The sequence below is a fragment of the Paenibacillus baimaensis genome (genome assembly GCF_025567575.1).
The window spans coordinates 153,768-169,450 of the sequence record NZ_JAOQIO010000077.1; the positions used below are offsets into that span (position 1 = coordinate 153,768).

The window sequence follows — 15,683 nt, forward strand, 5'->3', positions numbered from 1 at the left end:
GGTAGAGTTTGTCAGATTTTATAAGTAGCTTTATTGCGAATTTCAGTTCCTTTTTTAGTTGGGCTGGTATTGTTGCAACACTTTCAGATCCGGTTAACTGGGGAATTATTGGGACACTGATCATTTTAGAAGGATTACTGTCTGCCGATAATGCATTAGTACTTGCTGTAATGGTAAAACATTTACCGAAAGAACAGCAAAAGAAAGCTTTGTTCTATGGGATCATTGGAGCCTATATATTTCGTTTTCTCGCTATTGGAATTGGTACGTTCCTGGTCAAAATTACTTGGGTTAAGGTTGCAGGCGGTATTTATCTGCTCTGGATCGCGTTTAGTAATTTATTTCATCTTGAATTTAAAATGTATGGGATTCTTCCTTATATCGGTAAAAAAGCCGAGCAGGAAGAAGGCGAAGTGGAGAACAAGGGTCAAGGCTTCTGGAAAACGGTTTTTGCTGTTGAATTGATGGATATTGCCTTTAGTGTTGACAGCGTTCTGGCTGCATTTGGAGTTAGTGAACAGGTATGGGTATTGTTCCTTGGCGGTATTCTTGGAGTGCTCATGATGCGTGGTGTCGCACAATTATTCCTCAAGCTCATTGAAAAGTATCCAGAGCTTGAAAAAGCAGCGTTTGTCTTGATTATCGTGATTGGAGCCAAGATGATTGCAGCCGCATTCGGATTCGAAGTATCCCATGTGTACTTCTTCTCGTTGATCATCGCAATTTTTGGCGGAACGATGATTTATAGCTCCATTAAGAACAAAAGAAACAAAGAGGTTAAATCCAGTTAATGGATGCTATAGTAAGCGAATATCCTTCCAATTTCGGGAGGATATTTTAGATTAGGTTTTAAATTAGGTGTAATAGAAATGGAGGAGCGATTGCATGCGTTATTTTAATTACCTCTCTGAAGAAGAGGAACAGCTCCTCTTCTATGAACCACCGGTCTCTTTTGACAATACATCAGATAAAGAATTGTTATCTATTGCTGTCGGAGCCGCTCTATATACACCAGCCACAAGGCTTACGATTGCGGATGATATTGTTTCCGGTAAACATGAAGGATTGACCTCTCTTGTGTTAGACCTGGAGGATGCCGTAGGAGATCATCAGGTAGAGCTTGCCGAGGAATGCCTGATCCAGCAATTACATCGGTTATCTGCCTGGATTCGACTTGGCACTCTGCTGACACACAGCCTGCCGCTGCTGTTCATACGTGTACGCTCTCCAGAGCAAATGAGCAAAATATTGACAATGCTCCAGGAAGATGCCGCTTTGCTTACCGGGTTTGTATTTCCTAAGTTTACGGTTGATAATGCTCATCATTATCTCCAACTTCTTATGGATTACAATCGGTACAAAGCACCGTCTGCAGCCGTGTTATACGGAATGCCTATACTTGAAACAGCTGCTGTGATTTATCGGGAGAGCAGGCTGGAGACGTTACTGACGATCAAAAAGCTGCTGGAGCCATTCAAGGCATACATTCTCAATATCCGGATTGGCGCGACGGATTTCTCAAGTTTGTTCGGCATTCGGAGAAGCTCGGATATGACGATCTACGATTTGGGAGTCATCAGGGATTGCATTATGGATATTATTAATGTTTTTGGACGCATTGAGGATGGATATGTGATTTCCGGCCCTGTGTGGGAGTATTTCAAAAGTGATCGATCTCTGAAGCAGAGTGTCCAGCAAAACCTGTTTGAGGATGCAATGGGGCGGAAGGGTCGCAGGGTCAAAGTACAAGTCGTCAATCGCCAGACTGATGGTTTGCTTCGTGAAATCGCATTGGATAAAGAAAATGGACTTATAGGTAAAACAATCATTCACCCCACGCATATTACACTTGTTCAAGCACTTCTTGTCGTCAGTCACGAAGAATATATGGACGCCACCTCCATCATCGCCAATAATAATGGTTATCTCGGTGTAATGAAGAGCCAGTACGCAAATAAAATGAACGAAATGAAACCCCATCTGAATTGGGCGCAGCGGATTATGAACAGATCAAAAGTATATGGGGTGTTTCATGAAAATCAAAACTTCAATTCCTTGCTCGTCCGAATCGGTCAAGAGCAAGCATACGTACAAAATTAAAGATCAATTAGAGGTTATTGTTCATGTCACGAGCAATCCTCTGAATCTACCGATGGACGAGCTATTTTTGATGGCAGCCAGAATTAATAAAAAAAGAAGCTTTTTGTTCGTCAGCAAAGTATTGGGCAAGCACATTCCTGTTAATCCGCACGTATCTTTACTTGGGGGAGCTGCCCTGGCCGTACTGCTGCAGCAAGAAAGTGGAGGTCCGGTGTCCGTGGATCTACCGGAAATTGTTCAAGCGATTCGCAATCCTGCGGTCTATGCAGCAGATGTGTATGCCAGCTTAAAAAGAAGTCCATTGCTTATTGACCAGCCGCACCTCTTCATAGGCTTTGCGGAGACGGCTACAGCTTTGGGCCATAGCATGTATGAAGTATTTAGTGGACCTACCCGATATTTGCACACAACACGAGAATCAATCAGAGAGCTGGATTCCATTCTTAGCTTTGAAGAGGAGCATTCACACGCAACAGCTCACCGCTGCTATGCGCGTGATGAACGCTTTTTTCAAGGAACGCAGCCGGTCGTCCTGGTAGACGATGAGATCACGACGGGTAAAACCGCACTGAATATGATTCGCGATTTACATATGAAATTTCCGCGTTCCAAATACATCGTGGCCAGTCTTCTCGATTGGAGATCGGATGCAGATCGGGAACAATTTACGATGCTCGAGGCCGAGCTGGATATTGAAATTGTGTGCCTGTCGTTAATTGAGGGGCAGATCGAGGTTCATGGCAGCTCTATTGAATACATGGATGAGGCCGCACCTTCTATGAATGCAGCAGCCGAGCCTTCAACAATTACGAAGCACTATGTGTACAATGACTTTGACCATATGGAGGTAAGCTCGGGTAATTCGTTAGGTGATGTGAACTTGAATCCTTATGTGAGCCTGACAGGCAGATTTGGGCTTCAATATGGGGACAATTCATTGCTGGATAAGCAGGTTCAACAGTCCGCAGCCTTCCTGGGATCACTTAGAACAGGTGCAAATACCTTATGTATCGGCACTGGCGAATTTATGTATGTGCCGATGCGAATTGCTGCTGCTATGGGCGATGGAATCCTCTATCAATCTACCACACGCAGTCCAATCCACCCCAGCCAAGAAGTCGGTTATGCGATTCGATATCGGGATGCCTATACCTCTCCTGAAGATCCGGCTGTGATGAATTTCCTGTATAATATTCCTCCTGGTCATTATGATGAGCTATTTGTTTTTATGGAAAGGGAAGCTTCCTCTGAAGCAGAGAGACCTTTTGTTGAGGCTTTACGACGTACGCATACACCGCATATTCATCTTGTTTATTTTAGCCCACCTGTGAACGAAGTAGATAAGGAGCTAACCTCATGAAAACAGAGTTATTTGCCAAGGAGATTCAAGCTCCGTCGGCAGTTGGCAGCTACAGCCCAACAGATGTGCAGTTTCTGTTAAAGGATTTAAGCGACATTACGCTTGAAAGAGGGACCGAGGATCGTGAAGAGGCGATTCAGTCTGGTGTGCATTACTCTGAAATGCTTCCAGTGGAGTACCAGCCTACAGATGATTACATCCAGCTGTTCCACGATACGCTTGAAGAGTCTGCTGAGAAGGTAGCGACCGCGGCAGGTGTCGTGGCTGAATTGATCCTTAGAAAGCGCGGCAAGCATACGGTGTTGGCTTCTTTGGCGCGTGCTGGCACTCCAATCGGAATCTTAATCAAGCGGTATATACAAGAGGTGCATCATATCGATATGCCTCATTACAGTATTTCGATTATTCGTGGTAAAGGTATTGATGAAAATGCGATTCGATATATGCTGTACAAGCATCCTGACCATGAGATCCAGTTTGTTGATGGGTGGACAGGGAAGGGCGCAATTCGCAAGGTACTGGTCGATGCCTGCGCACATATGAAGGATAAGTATGGTGTCAGCTTGAATGATGATCTCGCTGTGCTCGCGGACCCGGGTTATTGCTCGGAAACCTTTGGTACCCGTGAGGATTTCTTGATACCGAGTGCTTGTCTGAACTCGACCGTATCCGGATTAATGAGCAGAACGGTACTACGGGATGATCTGATTGGTCCGAATGATTTCCACGGAGCGAAATTTTATAAGGAGTGGCTGTCCAAGGATTTATCCAATCTGTTCATTGATAAGGTATCCAGCTACTTCAATCGTATTGAAGCCACTGCCAAGGAAACAGCCTCGTTCTTCGAGCTTCATCCAGAGCAAACGGAAGCGACGTGGAAAGGAATCCAGGATATTAAGCGAATTCAACAGGATTATGGCATTGATGATGTGAATCTGGTTAAACCTGGAGTAGGCGAGACGACCCGTGTCTTACTGCGTAGAGTGCCTTGGAAAATTCTCGTAGACCGATTGGACAATCCGAATCTCCGGCACATTTTGCTGTTGGCTGAGGATCGAGATGTGTCAGTTGAAGTGTATCCGAATCTTACTTATTCGTGCTGCGGGATTATTAAGCCATTACGCAAAGGGGAGGTTGAAGCGTGATATTTGCCAGTGATTTGGATCAAACCCTGATTTATTCGGAAGCCTCGATGGGGCCGTTGAAGCCGCAGGAGCAGACCGTTCCTATTGAGCTGTATGAGGAAAGATATATTTCCTTCATGACAAAGCGTGCCATACAATTGCTAACCCAAGTAACAGCGAGCATGCAGTTTATTCCGGTTACGACACGGACTGTGGTGCAGTATGAACGTATTTTTGTATTCAAGGACACGGTAAGGCCGAACTATGCAATTACGAGCAATGGTGGAACGATTCTGGTCAATGGGCAAGCTGATGAGCATTGGAAGCAAACGGTAACCGCGGCAGTTGCCCGTTCCAGTGCACCGGCTGCAGATATTAAACAACATTGGGATCGGATCGCAACCCCGGAGTGGGTGCTGACAGAAAAATACGCCGATGATCTGTTTTATTCGCTAGTCATCGTGCGGGACAAGATTCCGCAGCCAGAGCTTGATGATTTTCGGGCGGTCATTGCAGAGCTGGGCTGGAATCTGTCGATCCAGGGCAGAAAAATATATCTGGTGCCCGCTGCATTAAGCAAAGGCGCTGCGATGCTTCATCTCAAGGAGAGGCTGGGAGCCTCACATGTTATAGCCGCGGGCGATTCTTTATTGGATGAAAGTCTGCTGCTAGCGGCAGATGAAGCCATAGCACCTAGACATGGAGAATTATTCAAGCATTATCCGAAGCATCCGCATATCACGTACACTCAGCTTCCAGGAATCTATGCCTCTGAAGAGCTTTTAGAGCAAGTATTGGAACGGCACTCATACAGGAACGGAACCATCTATGAGAAGAAAGAAGGCGTAGTATGAAGCGGATTTGGTTTAATCGCTGGTTTTCAGTAGCTTATCATTATATGAATATGATCCGTAACAACCCTTATGGTGAACGATTCGAATTGTATGGGACGCATCCCAATATTCAGCATATGTCCTTACAGGCTTGCGATCATGCAGAAACGGAGCCAGTACTGGAAGGGTTTGAATATGTGGAGTTTTGCCTGTCCTTCTGCAAGCGCCATCGAATCGATGTATTCATACCTCGGTTGAAGATGCTGGAAATCGCCAAGTATGTGGATCTGTTTGATCAAATTGGCACCAAGGTCATGCTTTGCCGCGATACCGAGTTAATGGAGAATCTGATGGAAAAGGATTTATTTTATGAATCCGTACGTGGTAAACAGATCGTGGAGATTCCCGAGTATTATGTCGTTAATACGGCTGTGGCCTTTAAAGAAGCTTATGAAAGCTTAACTTCCAAAGGGCTGAAGGTATGCTTCAAACCAACAAATGCAGAAGGCGGTATGGGCTTTCGGATCATCGTAGAGGAGCAGAATCGGCTGGAGGAGCTGTATGGATGGGTGAATTTAAATATCACCTTCGAGCAGGCTTATGAAGCCTTTTCCTCCCAGGAGACCTTTGAGGATATTATGGTGATGGAGCTGCTGGAGGGCAACGAATACAGCATTGATTGTCTGGCTTCAGCAGACGGTGAACTGCAAGCTGCCATACCACGCCGCAAGGAGGCTGGGCGTCTCTACTTATTGGAGGATGTGCCGGAGCTGCTTGAAATCTCAAGACGATTCGCCGCGGAATATCGGATACCTTATGTATATAACATTCAGGTGAAATACAATAATGGTATTCCCAAATTGCTCGAGATTAACCCAAGAATGTCCGGCGGACTTTACATTACGTGCTTGTCTGGAGTCAATATTCCTTATTTGGCCGTTAAAGCGGTGCTGGGCGAGGCTGTTGCCATTCCAGTCCCGCAGCTGGGAATTACAGCGAGTTATGTTGAGCAGCCGATCGTGCTAATGACAAGCGAAGCTGCACAGCCGGAGCTGGAAAAGTCTATATAATTATTGGAACAGCTCCCTGTGAAGGGGGCTGTTTTTACAATGTAAGGAAAGTCTAACTTTATCGAACAGGCTTCGACAAGAAGCTTTTTGTTGTGTGGAGATATTTGGACTGCTTGTAAAAAGAGGATATCACGGTTCACTAATTTAGCCTGCGGCGATTTTGTGATATGATGGTTATATAGAAAAGCAAATGCTTACGAAGTCAGTTTTGCTAAAGCAAAACGCAGCGAATGCTTACGAAGTCAGTTTTGCTTAAGCAAAACTCTCAGGAGGTGAAAGAAGCGTATGTCACGTCTCAAGCTGTTTACTGTGGTCATTGTTGCAGGTTACTTGATTGGTTTGCTGGCTACCTTATTTGTCCCCGTTTATGTCGCGCTTCTGATTCCGGCAGGTTTATCGTCATTGGCACTTATTTTCTACAAACCGAAGCATCCGATGCAGGGTGCAAAGCCTTTTGCCGAGCCTATAGCACCATCACAAGCTTCAACACCTTTGCCGTCCGATCTTAAGGATACAGTAGCTAAGGATCCGGTATGGGGGCCCGTTCTTGAGTATATTGGTGTGCTTGAAGATATGCTGATATCCGAAGGGCAGAAGGATAATCTCGATAATGAAATTGTGGAGAAAACACTTTCTCTCTTAACACGGCTTCAGCGGGTCATTCCGCAGCTTCAGGAGCTGAATGATGGGAACATCAATCATAATATTCATCGGCTGGTGTTCAAGGATTTGAATGGTGCGGTTAATCCCTTTTTGAAGCTGAGTGGGGAAGCCAAACGACAAAACCGTCGGCTGCTGCTGACAGGACTCAAAGATATTAATTCTAAAATTTCCTTTTATGTGGAATCTATTGAACATAGGGATTTAATTGATCTGCAGACCAAAATTGATCTCATTCATGAACGCTACAACGTACAAAACTAACCTTTAAAGGAGCTGAGATGTTTGTCAACACAACCATTGACGGAGCTTGTTCTTCTTAAACAGGAGGATGTGAACAAGGTAGAGCAGGAAGCAAAGCAGCTGATTCAAAAAGTATCCACTACCGATACGTTAGATTTGGACAGCCTGATGGATGAAATCGGTAATATGGGTCAAAGAACGATGGAAAAGGCAGGACAGTCGCTCGCGATGCTTGAACGTCCGGTGAATGAGCTGATGTCCGGCAAGCGGGCTGAGGTTTCCAATAACATACTTAAGCTCCGCGGTGAGATCGATGCGCTGAATAAAAGTAAGCAGGTAGGATTTTTTGATAAGCTGCTGAAAAAAACACCAATGAAAAATTTTGTCTATAAATATCAATCCGTGAATACGAATGTAGCGGCGATTGTCCAATCACTGCGCAATGGCAAGGATACTTTGCAGGAAAACATTGTGTATATGAAAAATTTGAAGCGTACCGCGATTCAAGAGGTTTACAATGTTCAGGCGCGAATTGCTATGGGCAATAAACTGAAGGAATTGTTTGAGCAGGAGATTAGCAAGTCGGAAAATGCGAATCGAAAAACCCATCTGGAACGTGGTCTGCGCAAGGTCGTAACCCGTATTCAATCGTTTACCGAAATGATTTTGCTGTACCAGCAGGCCATTGCAGGCACGGATATTATTAATGACAATAATGATAAGCTGATTGATGCGGTAGACAGTACGATTCACAAGACCCAGCATTTGATTACCGTATCTGCGATGATCTCCATGGCACTTCAGGATCAGCTTGATACGATCGATGCGGTCAATTCCGCGAACCGGACGCTGGAGACGATGTTCGCCGAAAATTCAAGGCAGCTGAAGGAAACGACGCAGAAAACGAATGATCTACTGGGCAAACCAGCGCTGCAAATCGATGTGATTAATCAGGCGATTGGCGATTTGTTCACCGCAATGGATTTGTATGAGCAATCCAACCGCAGCATCATTCAAACCGCGACCGAGCATACGACCAAAATGACGGAGATCAACAAAACATTGAATCAACGTCTCGGTATTACCCCTGGTGGACAAGCTTCGATCCAAAATCAGCAGCAGAACCAGTCTTTGTCGAGTTTTTTGGAATAGGCAGAGGCAGGGCTATAAAAGCATAGAATTCATATAGTAACCGGGAGCGCTCAGCTCCCGGTTTTTGTCGTTGCGCGTAGCTTGAAAGCCAAAGCTATTCTTACCGTTATGGCAGCGAGCCGTTTGCATGGTTCGTTCGACCTGCATGTGTAACAAACGGGCTGCAGCCGCATACAATGAATGGAATATGGGCAAGTCGGTTGAGCATAAGGTTAGGTATGATCAGGAATCACATTAAAAGGAAATTGGGGTGTTCCTATGCTTGATATGTTGACGGCACTTGGGACGATTATTACGCTGATTGTGTTAGCCAGCATGGAGAGGGCACGGTATATAGCGTCATTGAACGATGAGATATGAGGATTACGGACGATTATTGTCAGTGAAGGTGATGTTTGCCAATGCCTATGAATCTGGTACTATGTAAATAGTATCTAAAGATCGGAGGCTGTATATGCTAGAGTTTGAATTCGAAATTATTAACGAATCTTCCATTAATCTACGGTATTTATTTGGTGGCGAATGGTTCACTTTTAATCTTTACTTAAGTGATGAGGTCTGGATTCTACATCCTTTTGAAGGGATACTGCTCGGTAACAAGGAAATGAGCCGACTGGTCATAGCCGATATGTTCACGAATAAAACCTTTTTGGTTATGCTGGCCAAGGAAAGAATTTTGTTGTCGAATATTCATGCCTCGATGGATCTGGGGCAGCAGTCTGAACAGCAAATTCCGCTCCGCGGCAGAATCGAGGATCAACCCGAGCCTGCAGATCATAAGGACAATATGGACGACATGGATGCTTTTATTCAAGGGAATTCGATTGAAGAGGTTATTGACCAGGAGAAGAAACTCGTAGTAAGTCGCGTCACTTATTTTCGTGAAATCCTAAAACGTATGTTCATGGACGGCCTTGGTCCCAATGATGAGGAGTTTGATAAAGTTCGCGGAATTGTGAAAGTGTATGAGGAGGCTGCACAGAAATTGGGGAACCAGGATGATCTGTTCAATCACAAACGGTTTTAGAAAAATCTGTGCATCTCCTCGGGAATGCCATGGCGCGTACAAAACTGTTCAATCGTTTCTTCCTGATGAATTTCGCTGTTGAATACAAGTAATTTAACGGCGAAGCGGTTAGCCTGCATTTCAAATTTACCCGGATTAAAAAATGAATGTTCCTCCAGAAAAAAACGGCTGATCCCCTGATGAAGTCGATCATGTCCAAGCTCGTGGGCACAGACGAATCGCTGCCATTCTGAAGAAAGCTGATTATGAATGACGATAAACCGTCGTTTGAGCTTGCGATAATAGATGCCTCTTGTATTCGTCCCTAGGTCATGGAATCTCACTTGGATCCCCATCGCACGGGCAATCGTAAAGGGGCAGTTCGTTTTATGTCGTTGTATAAGCTTGGATACGGTATTTTCCATTATCATCACCCGGCTAATTCAATTAGTAAGGCAGTTACGACCTGTGATGTTCACGGCTTGGGTGTGGTATCGGAGTTCTTTGGTTTGGTGCGTTTGTTCATCTGCTTGGCTTCCCAGAAAAAGCCGGTCAAAACGTCCATAATCCGCTGCCTGTCCGCATCATTGATCGGCATACCGTCAAACATGACCTCGCCATCTTCCTCCAGCATTTTTTTGAAATCCCGCTTGTCTCTCGATGTAGCCCATTCAGGGATTTCGTTCAACCGTTCCTCCGGCATATGACCGGCCTGACTCATCATTTCCTCATAAGGTACTTTTAAGGCATCGGCGAGCTTGCGAATCGTTTCCGGTTTGGGGATGCCTCTCAGACCATTTTCAATGCGCGAGATCTGAGCATTACTAATTCCAGAATCCAGTGCCAGCTGATTAATGCTGATTTTTTTGCGTTCACGGACGGATTTCAGATAGCTGCCAAACTGCGTTTCGCTCATAGTAAGAACCTACCCTTCATTACCTCTTGGTAATAATATACCGAAAATATTCCAAAAGGTAAAGAGAAATAACGAAAAACTGTTACCAAAAGGTTGAAAAGACAGATAATTGATTGTTATAGGGGTTATTTGCCTGTTTTTCCAGCTTTACCAAAGTGAGTAATTTTAATAGTATTATAGCACAAGTGTTCGAGAAGAGGTGAATAATTACATTTTGAGTAAACGATAACAAGGGGTTATCATCGTAAAAGCGTAAGGAAGAAGAAAAGAATAAATTTTTGCTGAGCAAGTGTTACCAAAAGGTATTTATTTGATAAAACAAAAAACAGGAGGTTATGCAAATGAACCGAGGAAGTTCTGATCAACCATGGCTTACAGATATAGACGAGCTGAAACAAGCTTACCGCAGCACTCATCATATTTTGCTTAAGGCTAAAAAAGTCGCCCATCCGCCCGAGGAGCAGCAGTTAATTGCGGAAATGATCGCAGATGTCAATTATGCCATTGAATGGATGCATACCGGCAAATGCCCGGGTAACCGCAGAGGGATTGAACGCAGAGCCGCTTACCAGCGGGAAAAGCTTGTAGATCCGTTCCAAATGCAAATCTACATGCAGCAGCACAATCCGGTAATGGACGAGCCTGCCGCGGTTACAGAGTCACAAAGATTGCAAATCGAACAAGTATTAGCCAGTTTGAGCGTCCGCGAGCGGGAATGCTATGAGCTTCATCATGGGATGAGCTATTCCTTGAGTGAGATCGCAGAATTGCTGGGCGTGAAGAAAGGCACTGTGCAGGGCTATGTGCAGACAGCGAATAAAAAGGTCGTGCGGGCGAAGCAATGCGTAAGTACGAGCGACTAGCATGTTTGATGTCATGTAAAAAGCAATCATCATCGGCTAGCACGAGAGTTTTAGTAAGCTGCCCCTTACGACTGCCACCTAATAATGAGAACAAAATACGAACAAGTGTTCTTGTTTTAGACCAAAAGCATGATCATGCAGGACGCAGCAAGAGCCGAAGCAAGAAAGGAGCAACCCAAGTTGACGAGTAAGAAGAAGAGTTGCCGACAGCAGTCGCGTTCACCCGCTTTCAACAACAGATGGCTCACAAGTCGTCTTCATCAAGTTGAAGGCAGGTGTGTCCATGATTAACCTGGAGCTGATTCAAACGGTAATCGCCGATGGCTTGAGTGCTCATCTTGGTATTCCGGTTGTGCAGATTGATGCAGTAAGACCGACACAATATCCGTATATCACGTACAGCTATTCCGGGCCCATCAAATATCCAAGTGGTACACCGGTCATGACGCTTGTTGAAGCTGGCACTGAAGAAGTGATGGAGCGGTACACGGAGCAGCCTACTTGTCGCATCAGCTTGAATTCCTGCTCGAACCAACAGCTGGAGAGCTGGACGAATGCGATTCGGATGCACGACTGGTTCCGTATCCTCGGTCACGATGCTTTAAAGCAGGGGGCCGATCTGGTCGTGGTGCAGGCTGGAAAGATTAAAAACCGCGATACGGTTATTGAAGGGGTCTGGGAGCGAAAAAGTCAATTGTATGTGACCTTCCGCACCGCAAGTGTAGTGGATATGAATCAAGGAACTATTCAAACAGTAAATTGGAAATAGGGAGGAATTAACATGGTCAACTCAAAAAAAGACGTAACGGTTGTCATTGATATTCAAAAGCCCGTAGGGCGTTTAGGATTTGGTAAGGTACTTATTCTCGGAGCAAAAGCAGGTGGTTCCGAATATAAAGAATACACCGATTTGGCGGGTGTCAAAGCGGATTTTATCGAAACCACAGAGGAATATAAAGCGGCACAGGCGATTTTTGCCCAAGGTGATCAAGCACCTTCCGTGATTGCTATTACTTGCCACAATTCGACAACAGGCGAGTCCGAGGAAACACTGGTTCAACGCTTGCAGGCTGTTCTGGATAAAGATTGGTATTTCCTGATCAGCACCTCAGCTGCCAAGGTGGATGTGCTGGCTGTTGCCGATGAGATTGAAGCCGATGGAACTCATCAGTTCTTCACTCGCTCGTCAAGCTTGACGGATTTGGCGGCAATCAAGGCCAAAAATTATACCCGTACGACCGTTCTCTATCATACAACGATCAACAATTATCCGGAAGCGGCATGGGTTGGAGCAGCTGGCTCTGCACCTGTAGGCAGCATCACCTGGAAATTCAAAAAGTTGAACGGTATCCAGCCGTTGGAGCTGTCCAGCAGTGAGTTGTTGGCGATTCATAATTTGGGCGCGAACGCTTATATTTCCAAAGCCGGTGATGCGGTAACGACAGAAGGCCGGGTGGTCGATGCCGAATATATCGATATTATCCACGCCAGAGATTATGTAAAGTTTTCGATCGAATATGGAGTTCAAAAGCTATTGAACAGCACACCAAAGGTTCCATACACCACAGCGGGTATTGCCCAAATCGAAGGTGTAGTCAAAACCGTGCTTCAGCGTGCGCACAATCAGGGCATTATTGCCAGTGACGAGGATGGTTTGGGCCTGTATGGAACGACATTCAAATCCCGTGATGAAGTAGATCCTGCCGACCGTGCGGCCCGCAGCTATAATGATGGCTCTTTTTACTTCGAGCTTGCTGGTGCTGTACATGATGCAACGATCCATGGAGTTATCCAATTTTAAGATGCAATATCATTATGAGGAGGAATAAAAATGGCTACAACAACTTATGATCCGAAGTATGTATCAATTACCGTAGACGGTGTGTTTATGACTGGACTTGGCGAAAGCATGGTGGAAATCTCCAAGGATGAAAATAATTACGATACCAAGGTTGGTGCTATGGGTGATGCGGTGCGCACCAAGATTAATAACAGCTTGGGCACAATCAAAATCACGCTGCAGCAAACAAGTCCGCAGACTACTTTTCTTGACAGCTTGGCCAATACCGGTAAATTGGTTCCAATCAGCATCATTTCGTACAACGAGCCGAAGCAGACGACCACGGTAACGCAGGCTTTTCTAAAAAAGCAGGCTGACCGCAAGTACGGCAAGGATTCCGAGGACCGCGAATACGAATTTCAGGCCATGGATCTTAATTTAGCTTAAGATTGGCCAATCGCATATCAATAACAATACGAGCAGGAGTGATGGATACATGAGCAACTTTAAGCAAAAAAACTATACATCCCGCAGCGGTAAAGCCTATACGTTCCAATTCCCGGGCGTACGTGCGGCGGCACAAATCAGCGACCGTGTAAAAAATAAATTTGGAGTTCCGCAGGAAGAGAAGCTGGCTGAGGAGATGATGAAGAACGTCATCGTCGAGCCGAAAATCTCGTGGGATTATTTTGGCAGCGATAAAAAGGAATTCAACGATGTGATTGCGGCCTCCTTCCGTTTCCTTGAAGGCGAAGACGAGGAAGCCTCGGATGACCATAACCAGGAGTGAAGCACGTCAGCGGGCGGAACGCAACTGGGGCATGTGGCGTTTGCTGTTGAGTGATATGAATATCACTTACAGCGAGCTGAACCAGATGGACCAGGACGATCTGGCCGAGGCCAATGCAGCGCTCGATATGTACATCGAGATGATGGAGAAAAATATGGAGAAGTCGAAGAAGCGTTCCTGATGGACGCTTCTTTGTTCTTTTGAAGGGAAGGGTGGTGGAGGGAATGACGCAAGCAGTGGGAGCAGTAACGGGAGCAGTAACGGGAGCAACGGCTCGCTTTGCAGGAGCAGTAATAGATGGATCATCAGCGGGATTATCAAGAGCGACGACTCATTCATCATCAGCAGCAAGTAAAAGTGTTGGATTGTTTAATGATCTTCAACCATTGGCTAACGTAGGTGGGAAGCTAATTTCTACACTAACTGAATTATTATTAAATGCAAATGATAAGTATGAGCAATCTTATCGAATTCTTGCAGCGGGATCTGGTAAAACTGGAAATGAACTAGATGAACTTATACAAATTCATAGCTCCTTAATGGATGAGCTTCCCAATGAGAGTAAAGATATTGCTAAAGTTATGATCGATGTAATGTCGTATACGCATGCCGAAGGCAAAACAATGAAAGAATTAACAAAACAGCTCTTACTTACCTCTAGGCTCAATAATAAAGACGATCTTAGAGTGTCATCTTCCCTGACTAGTATGATGGCAAGTAATAAAATTTACAAAAGTGAAGGCATAGGTGTAGTAGATAAAGTAATGGCTGTATCTCAAAACGCAAACTTGGATGTAGAATTAGTGGGCGACCAGATGAAACAGGTAGGGCCCAAATTACAATTACTAAACATGAGTTTCGATGAATCAGCAGATTTAGTGGGTACATGGCATAATAATGGGAAGAATTTTGAAACATTAGAATCAGGTATTAGTATACTTCTTGCAAACATGGACAATGCTCACGTCACAAATTATGGTGTAGCGTTTCAAGATTTTATAAAAAAAGTTAAAGAAGCCCCTACAATGGAAGAGGCCTCTCAGTTGGCTAGGAAAGGCCTTAGCACACAAATCGGAAACGTTCACAATATTACTAAAGACCAAGTTGTAACGGATTGGGTTTTAGCTATTCGTGATGGCTTGTTTGATACCAAACAGAAGGTGGACGGAAAAGATGTAAGCAAGAGCGCTTATCTGCAAAGCTCCCGAGGACTTGTGGGTAAGAACTTTAAGGAAACTATGACATTTGGCGATAAAAGCGGTATCTTTGGAAACGAAATTTTAAACAGCGTTAGTCCGGTAGCTAATCAGCTAACTGGAATACTTTCTGACGTATTTAGCAGTGAAGAATTTACTAAGGCTTCTTTATCGAAAAAGTTGAAAATAGAAGCTGATATTAAAGCTCAACAAGAAAGATTGTCGTCTATATTTAGTTATAATACTGATAGATGGAATCGCGACCAAGAAATTAGAGGGCTACCAGATCAAAAGGACGGAACAGAGGAAGTTACACTGTTTACCAATAATACCTTGAACTACATGCAAGCTCCAATGGAAAATCCAGCGTACGGTCCACCAGGTTATCCTATGCCTCCAGCGGGTTACAATAACTATCCTGGCGCAATAAGTAATCCCGCAAATATAGAAGTCAATCCCGTAATCAACGTTACGGTCAATGGAGACAGCTATGAATCAACGGCTAAAGATATTGCCGAACGGATCAAAGAAGTCATTCAGGAAGTATTCGAGAGTGCATCACGCAGGCAAGGAATTGCGGGGGTATAACC

18 protein-coding genes are annotated in these 15,683 nt (G+C 44.8%); 16 read left to right on the forward strand and 2 right to left on the reverse strand.

The annotated features are described in order from the left end of the window. The first annotated feature begins 8 nt into the window (after positions 1 to 8). The 9 genes from OB236_RS18510 to OB236_RS18550 all read left to right on the forward strand — a co-directional run bounded on the left by OB236_RS18510 (position 9) and on the right by OB236_RS18550 (position 9,569). Positions 9 to 791 carry a TerC family protein gene (locus tag OB236_RS18510; RefSeq protein ID WP_076233960.1) on the forward strand — a complete coding sequence of 261 codons (783 nt, stop codon included), beginning with the start codon at positions 9 to 11 and terminating at the stop codon, positions 789 to 791. 94 nt (positions 792 to 885) lie between these two features. Beyond that, positions 886 to 2,100, forward strand: coding sequence for an HpcH/HpaI aldolase/citrate lyase family protein (locus OB236_RS18515; RefSeq protein ID WP_262685333.1), 1,215 nt, complete (start codon positions 886 to 888; stop codon positions 2,098 to 2,100). Then, positions 2,033 to 3,460 carry a phosphoribosyltransferase family protein gene (locus OB236_RS18520; RefSeq protein WP_262685334.1) on the forward strand — a complete coding sequence of 476 codons (1,428 nt, stop codon included), beginning with the start codon at positions 2,033 to 2,035 and terminating at the stop codon, positions 3,458 to 3,460. Before OB236_RS18515 ends, OB236_RS18520 begins: the two co-directional genes overlap by 68 nt. Further along, the gene (locus OB236_RS18525; RefSeq protein WP_262685335.1) at positions 3,457 to 4,605 is read left to right on the forward strand and encodes a cysteine protease StiP family protein; all 1,149 of its coding nucleotides are present in this window, start codon (positions 3,457 to 3,459) and stop codon (positions 4,603 to 4,605) included. Before OB236_RS18520 ends, OB236_RS18525 begins: the two co-directional genes overlap by 4 nt. Continuing rightward, positions 4,602 to 5,438 carry an HAD family hydrolase gene (locus OB236_RS18530; protein WP_262685336.1) on the forward strand — a complete coding sequence of 279 codons (837 nt, stop codon included), beginning with the start codon at positions 4,602 to 4,604 and terminating at the stop codon, positions 5,436 to 5,438. The genes OB236_RS18525 and OB236_RS18530 overlap by 4 nt, the downstream gene beginning before the upstream one ends. After that, positions 5,435 to 6,487, forward strand: coding sequence for an ATP-grasp domain-containing protein (locus OB236_RS18535; protein ID WP_262685337.1), 1,053 nt, complete (start codon positions 5,435 to 5,437; stop codon positions 6,485 to 6,487). Before OB236_RS18530 ends, OB236_RS18535 begins: the two co-directional genes overlap by 4 nt. A 285-nt stretch (positions 6,488 to 6,772) precedes the next feature. Beyond that, complete coding sequence (locus tag OB236_RS18540) at positions 6,773 to 7,411, forward strand: hypothetical protein (RefSeq protein ID WP_262685338.1); 639 nt, start codon at positions 6,773 to 6,775, stop codon at positions 7,409 to 7,411. Positions 7,412 to 7,432: 21 nt separating this feature from the next. Further along, entirely contained in the window at positions 7,433 to 8,542 is a 1,110-nt protein-coding gene (locus tag OB236_RS18545; protein WP_262685339.1) for a toxic anion resistance protein, read from the forward strand. Positions 8,543 to 8,996: 454 nt separating this feature from the next. Continuing rightward, positions 8,997 to 9,569 carry a hypothetical protein gene (locus tag OB236_RS18550; protein ID WP_262685340.1) on the forward strand — a complete coding sequence of 191 codons (573 nt, stop codon included), beginning with the start codon at positions 8,997 to 8,999 and terminating at the stop codon, positions 9,567 to 9,569. On the opposite strand, the gene OB236_RS18555 is transcribed toward OB236_RS18550, so the two are convergent. Continuing rightward, positions 9,566 to 9,973 (reverse strand): ImmA/IrrE family metallo-endopeptidase, encoded by a 408-nt coding sequence (locus OB236_RS18555; RefSeq protein ID WP_262685341.1) that lies wholly within the window; start codon positions 9,971 to 9,973, stop codon positions 9,566 to 9,568. The two genes, OB236_RS18550 and OB236_RS18555, sit on opposite strands and share 4 nt — an antisense overlap. A 50-nt stretch (positions 9,974 to 10,023) precedes the next feature. Beyond that, positions 10,024 to 10,464, reverse strand: coding sequence for a helix-turn-helix domain-containing protein (locus OB236_RS18560; protein ID WP_076233951.1), 441 nt, complete (start codon positions 10,462 to 10,464; stop codon positions 10,024 to 10,026). 341 nt (positions 10,465 to 10,805) lie between these two features. On the opposite strand from OB236_RS18560, the gene OB236_RS18565 reads away from it, so the two are divergent. From OB236_RS18565 to OB236_RS18595, 7 genes are all read left to right on the forward strand, one after another. Next, on the forward strand, positions 10,806 to 11,327 hold the full coding sequence (locus OB236_RS18565; RefSeq protein WP_262685342.1) for a sigma-70 family RNA polymerase sigma factor: 522 nt from the start codon (positions 10,806 to 10,808) through the stop codon (positions 11,325 to 11,327). Positions 11,328 to 11,610: 283 nt separating this feature from the next. Then, positions 11,611 to 12,096: a phage neck terminator protein gene (locus tag OB236_RS18570; RefSeq protein WP_262685343.1), complete on the forward strand. Its 486-nt coding sequence runs from the start codon at positions 11,611 to 11,613 to the stop codon at positions 12,094 to 12,096. 12 nt (positions 12,097 to 12,108) lie between these two features. Beyond that, the gene (locus OB236_RS18575) at positions 12,109 to 13,128 is read left to right on the forward strand and encodes a DUF3383 domain-containing protein (RefSeq protein WP_262685344.1); all 1,020 of its coding nucleotides are present in this window, start codon (positions 12,109 to 12,111) and stop codon (positions 13,126 to 13,128) included. A 30-nt stretch (positions 13,129 to 13,158) separates the two neighbouring features. Continuing rightward, complete coding sequence (locus tag OB236_RS18580; protein WP_262685345.1) at positions 13,159 to 13,554, forward strand: DUF3277 family protein; 396 nt, start codon at positions 13,159 to 13,161, stop codon at positions 13,552 to 13,554. A 49-nt stretch (positions 13,555 to 13,603) separates the two neighbouring features. After that, positions 13,604 to 13,897: a hypothetical protein gene (locus tag OB236_RS18585; protein ID WP_076233246.1), complete on the forward strand. Its 294-nt coding sequence runs from the start codon at positions 13,604 to 13,606 to the stop codon at positions 13,895 to 13,897. After that, positions 13,878 to 14,078 (forward strand): hypothetical protein, encoded by a 201-nt coding sequence (locus tag OB236_RS18590; protein WP_076233247.1) that lies wholly within the window; start codon positions 13,878 to 13,880, stop codon positions 14,076 to 14,078. Before OB236_RS18585 ends, OB236_RS18590 begins: the two co-directional genes overlap by 20 nt. Positions 14,079 to 14,121: 43 nt before the next feature. Next, positions 14,122 to 15,681, forward strand: a complete 1,560-nt coding sequence (locus OB236_RS18595; protein WP_262685346.1) for a phage tail tape measure protein — start codon at positions 14,122 to 14,124, stop codon at positions 15,679 to 15,681. The last annotated feature ends 2 nt before the right edge of the window (positions 15,682 to 15,683 follow it).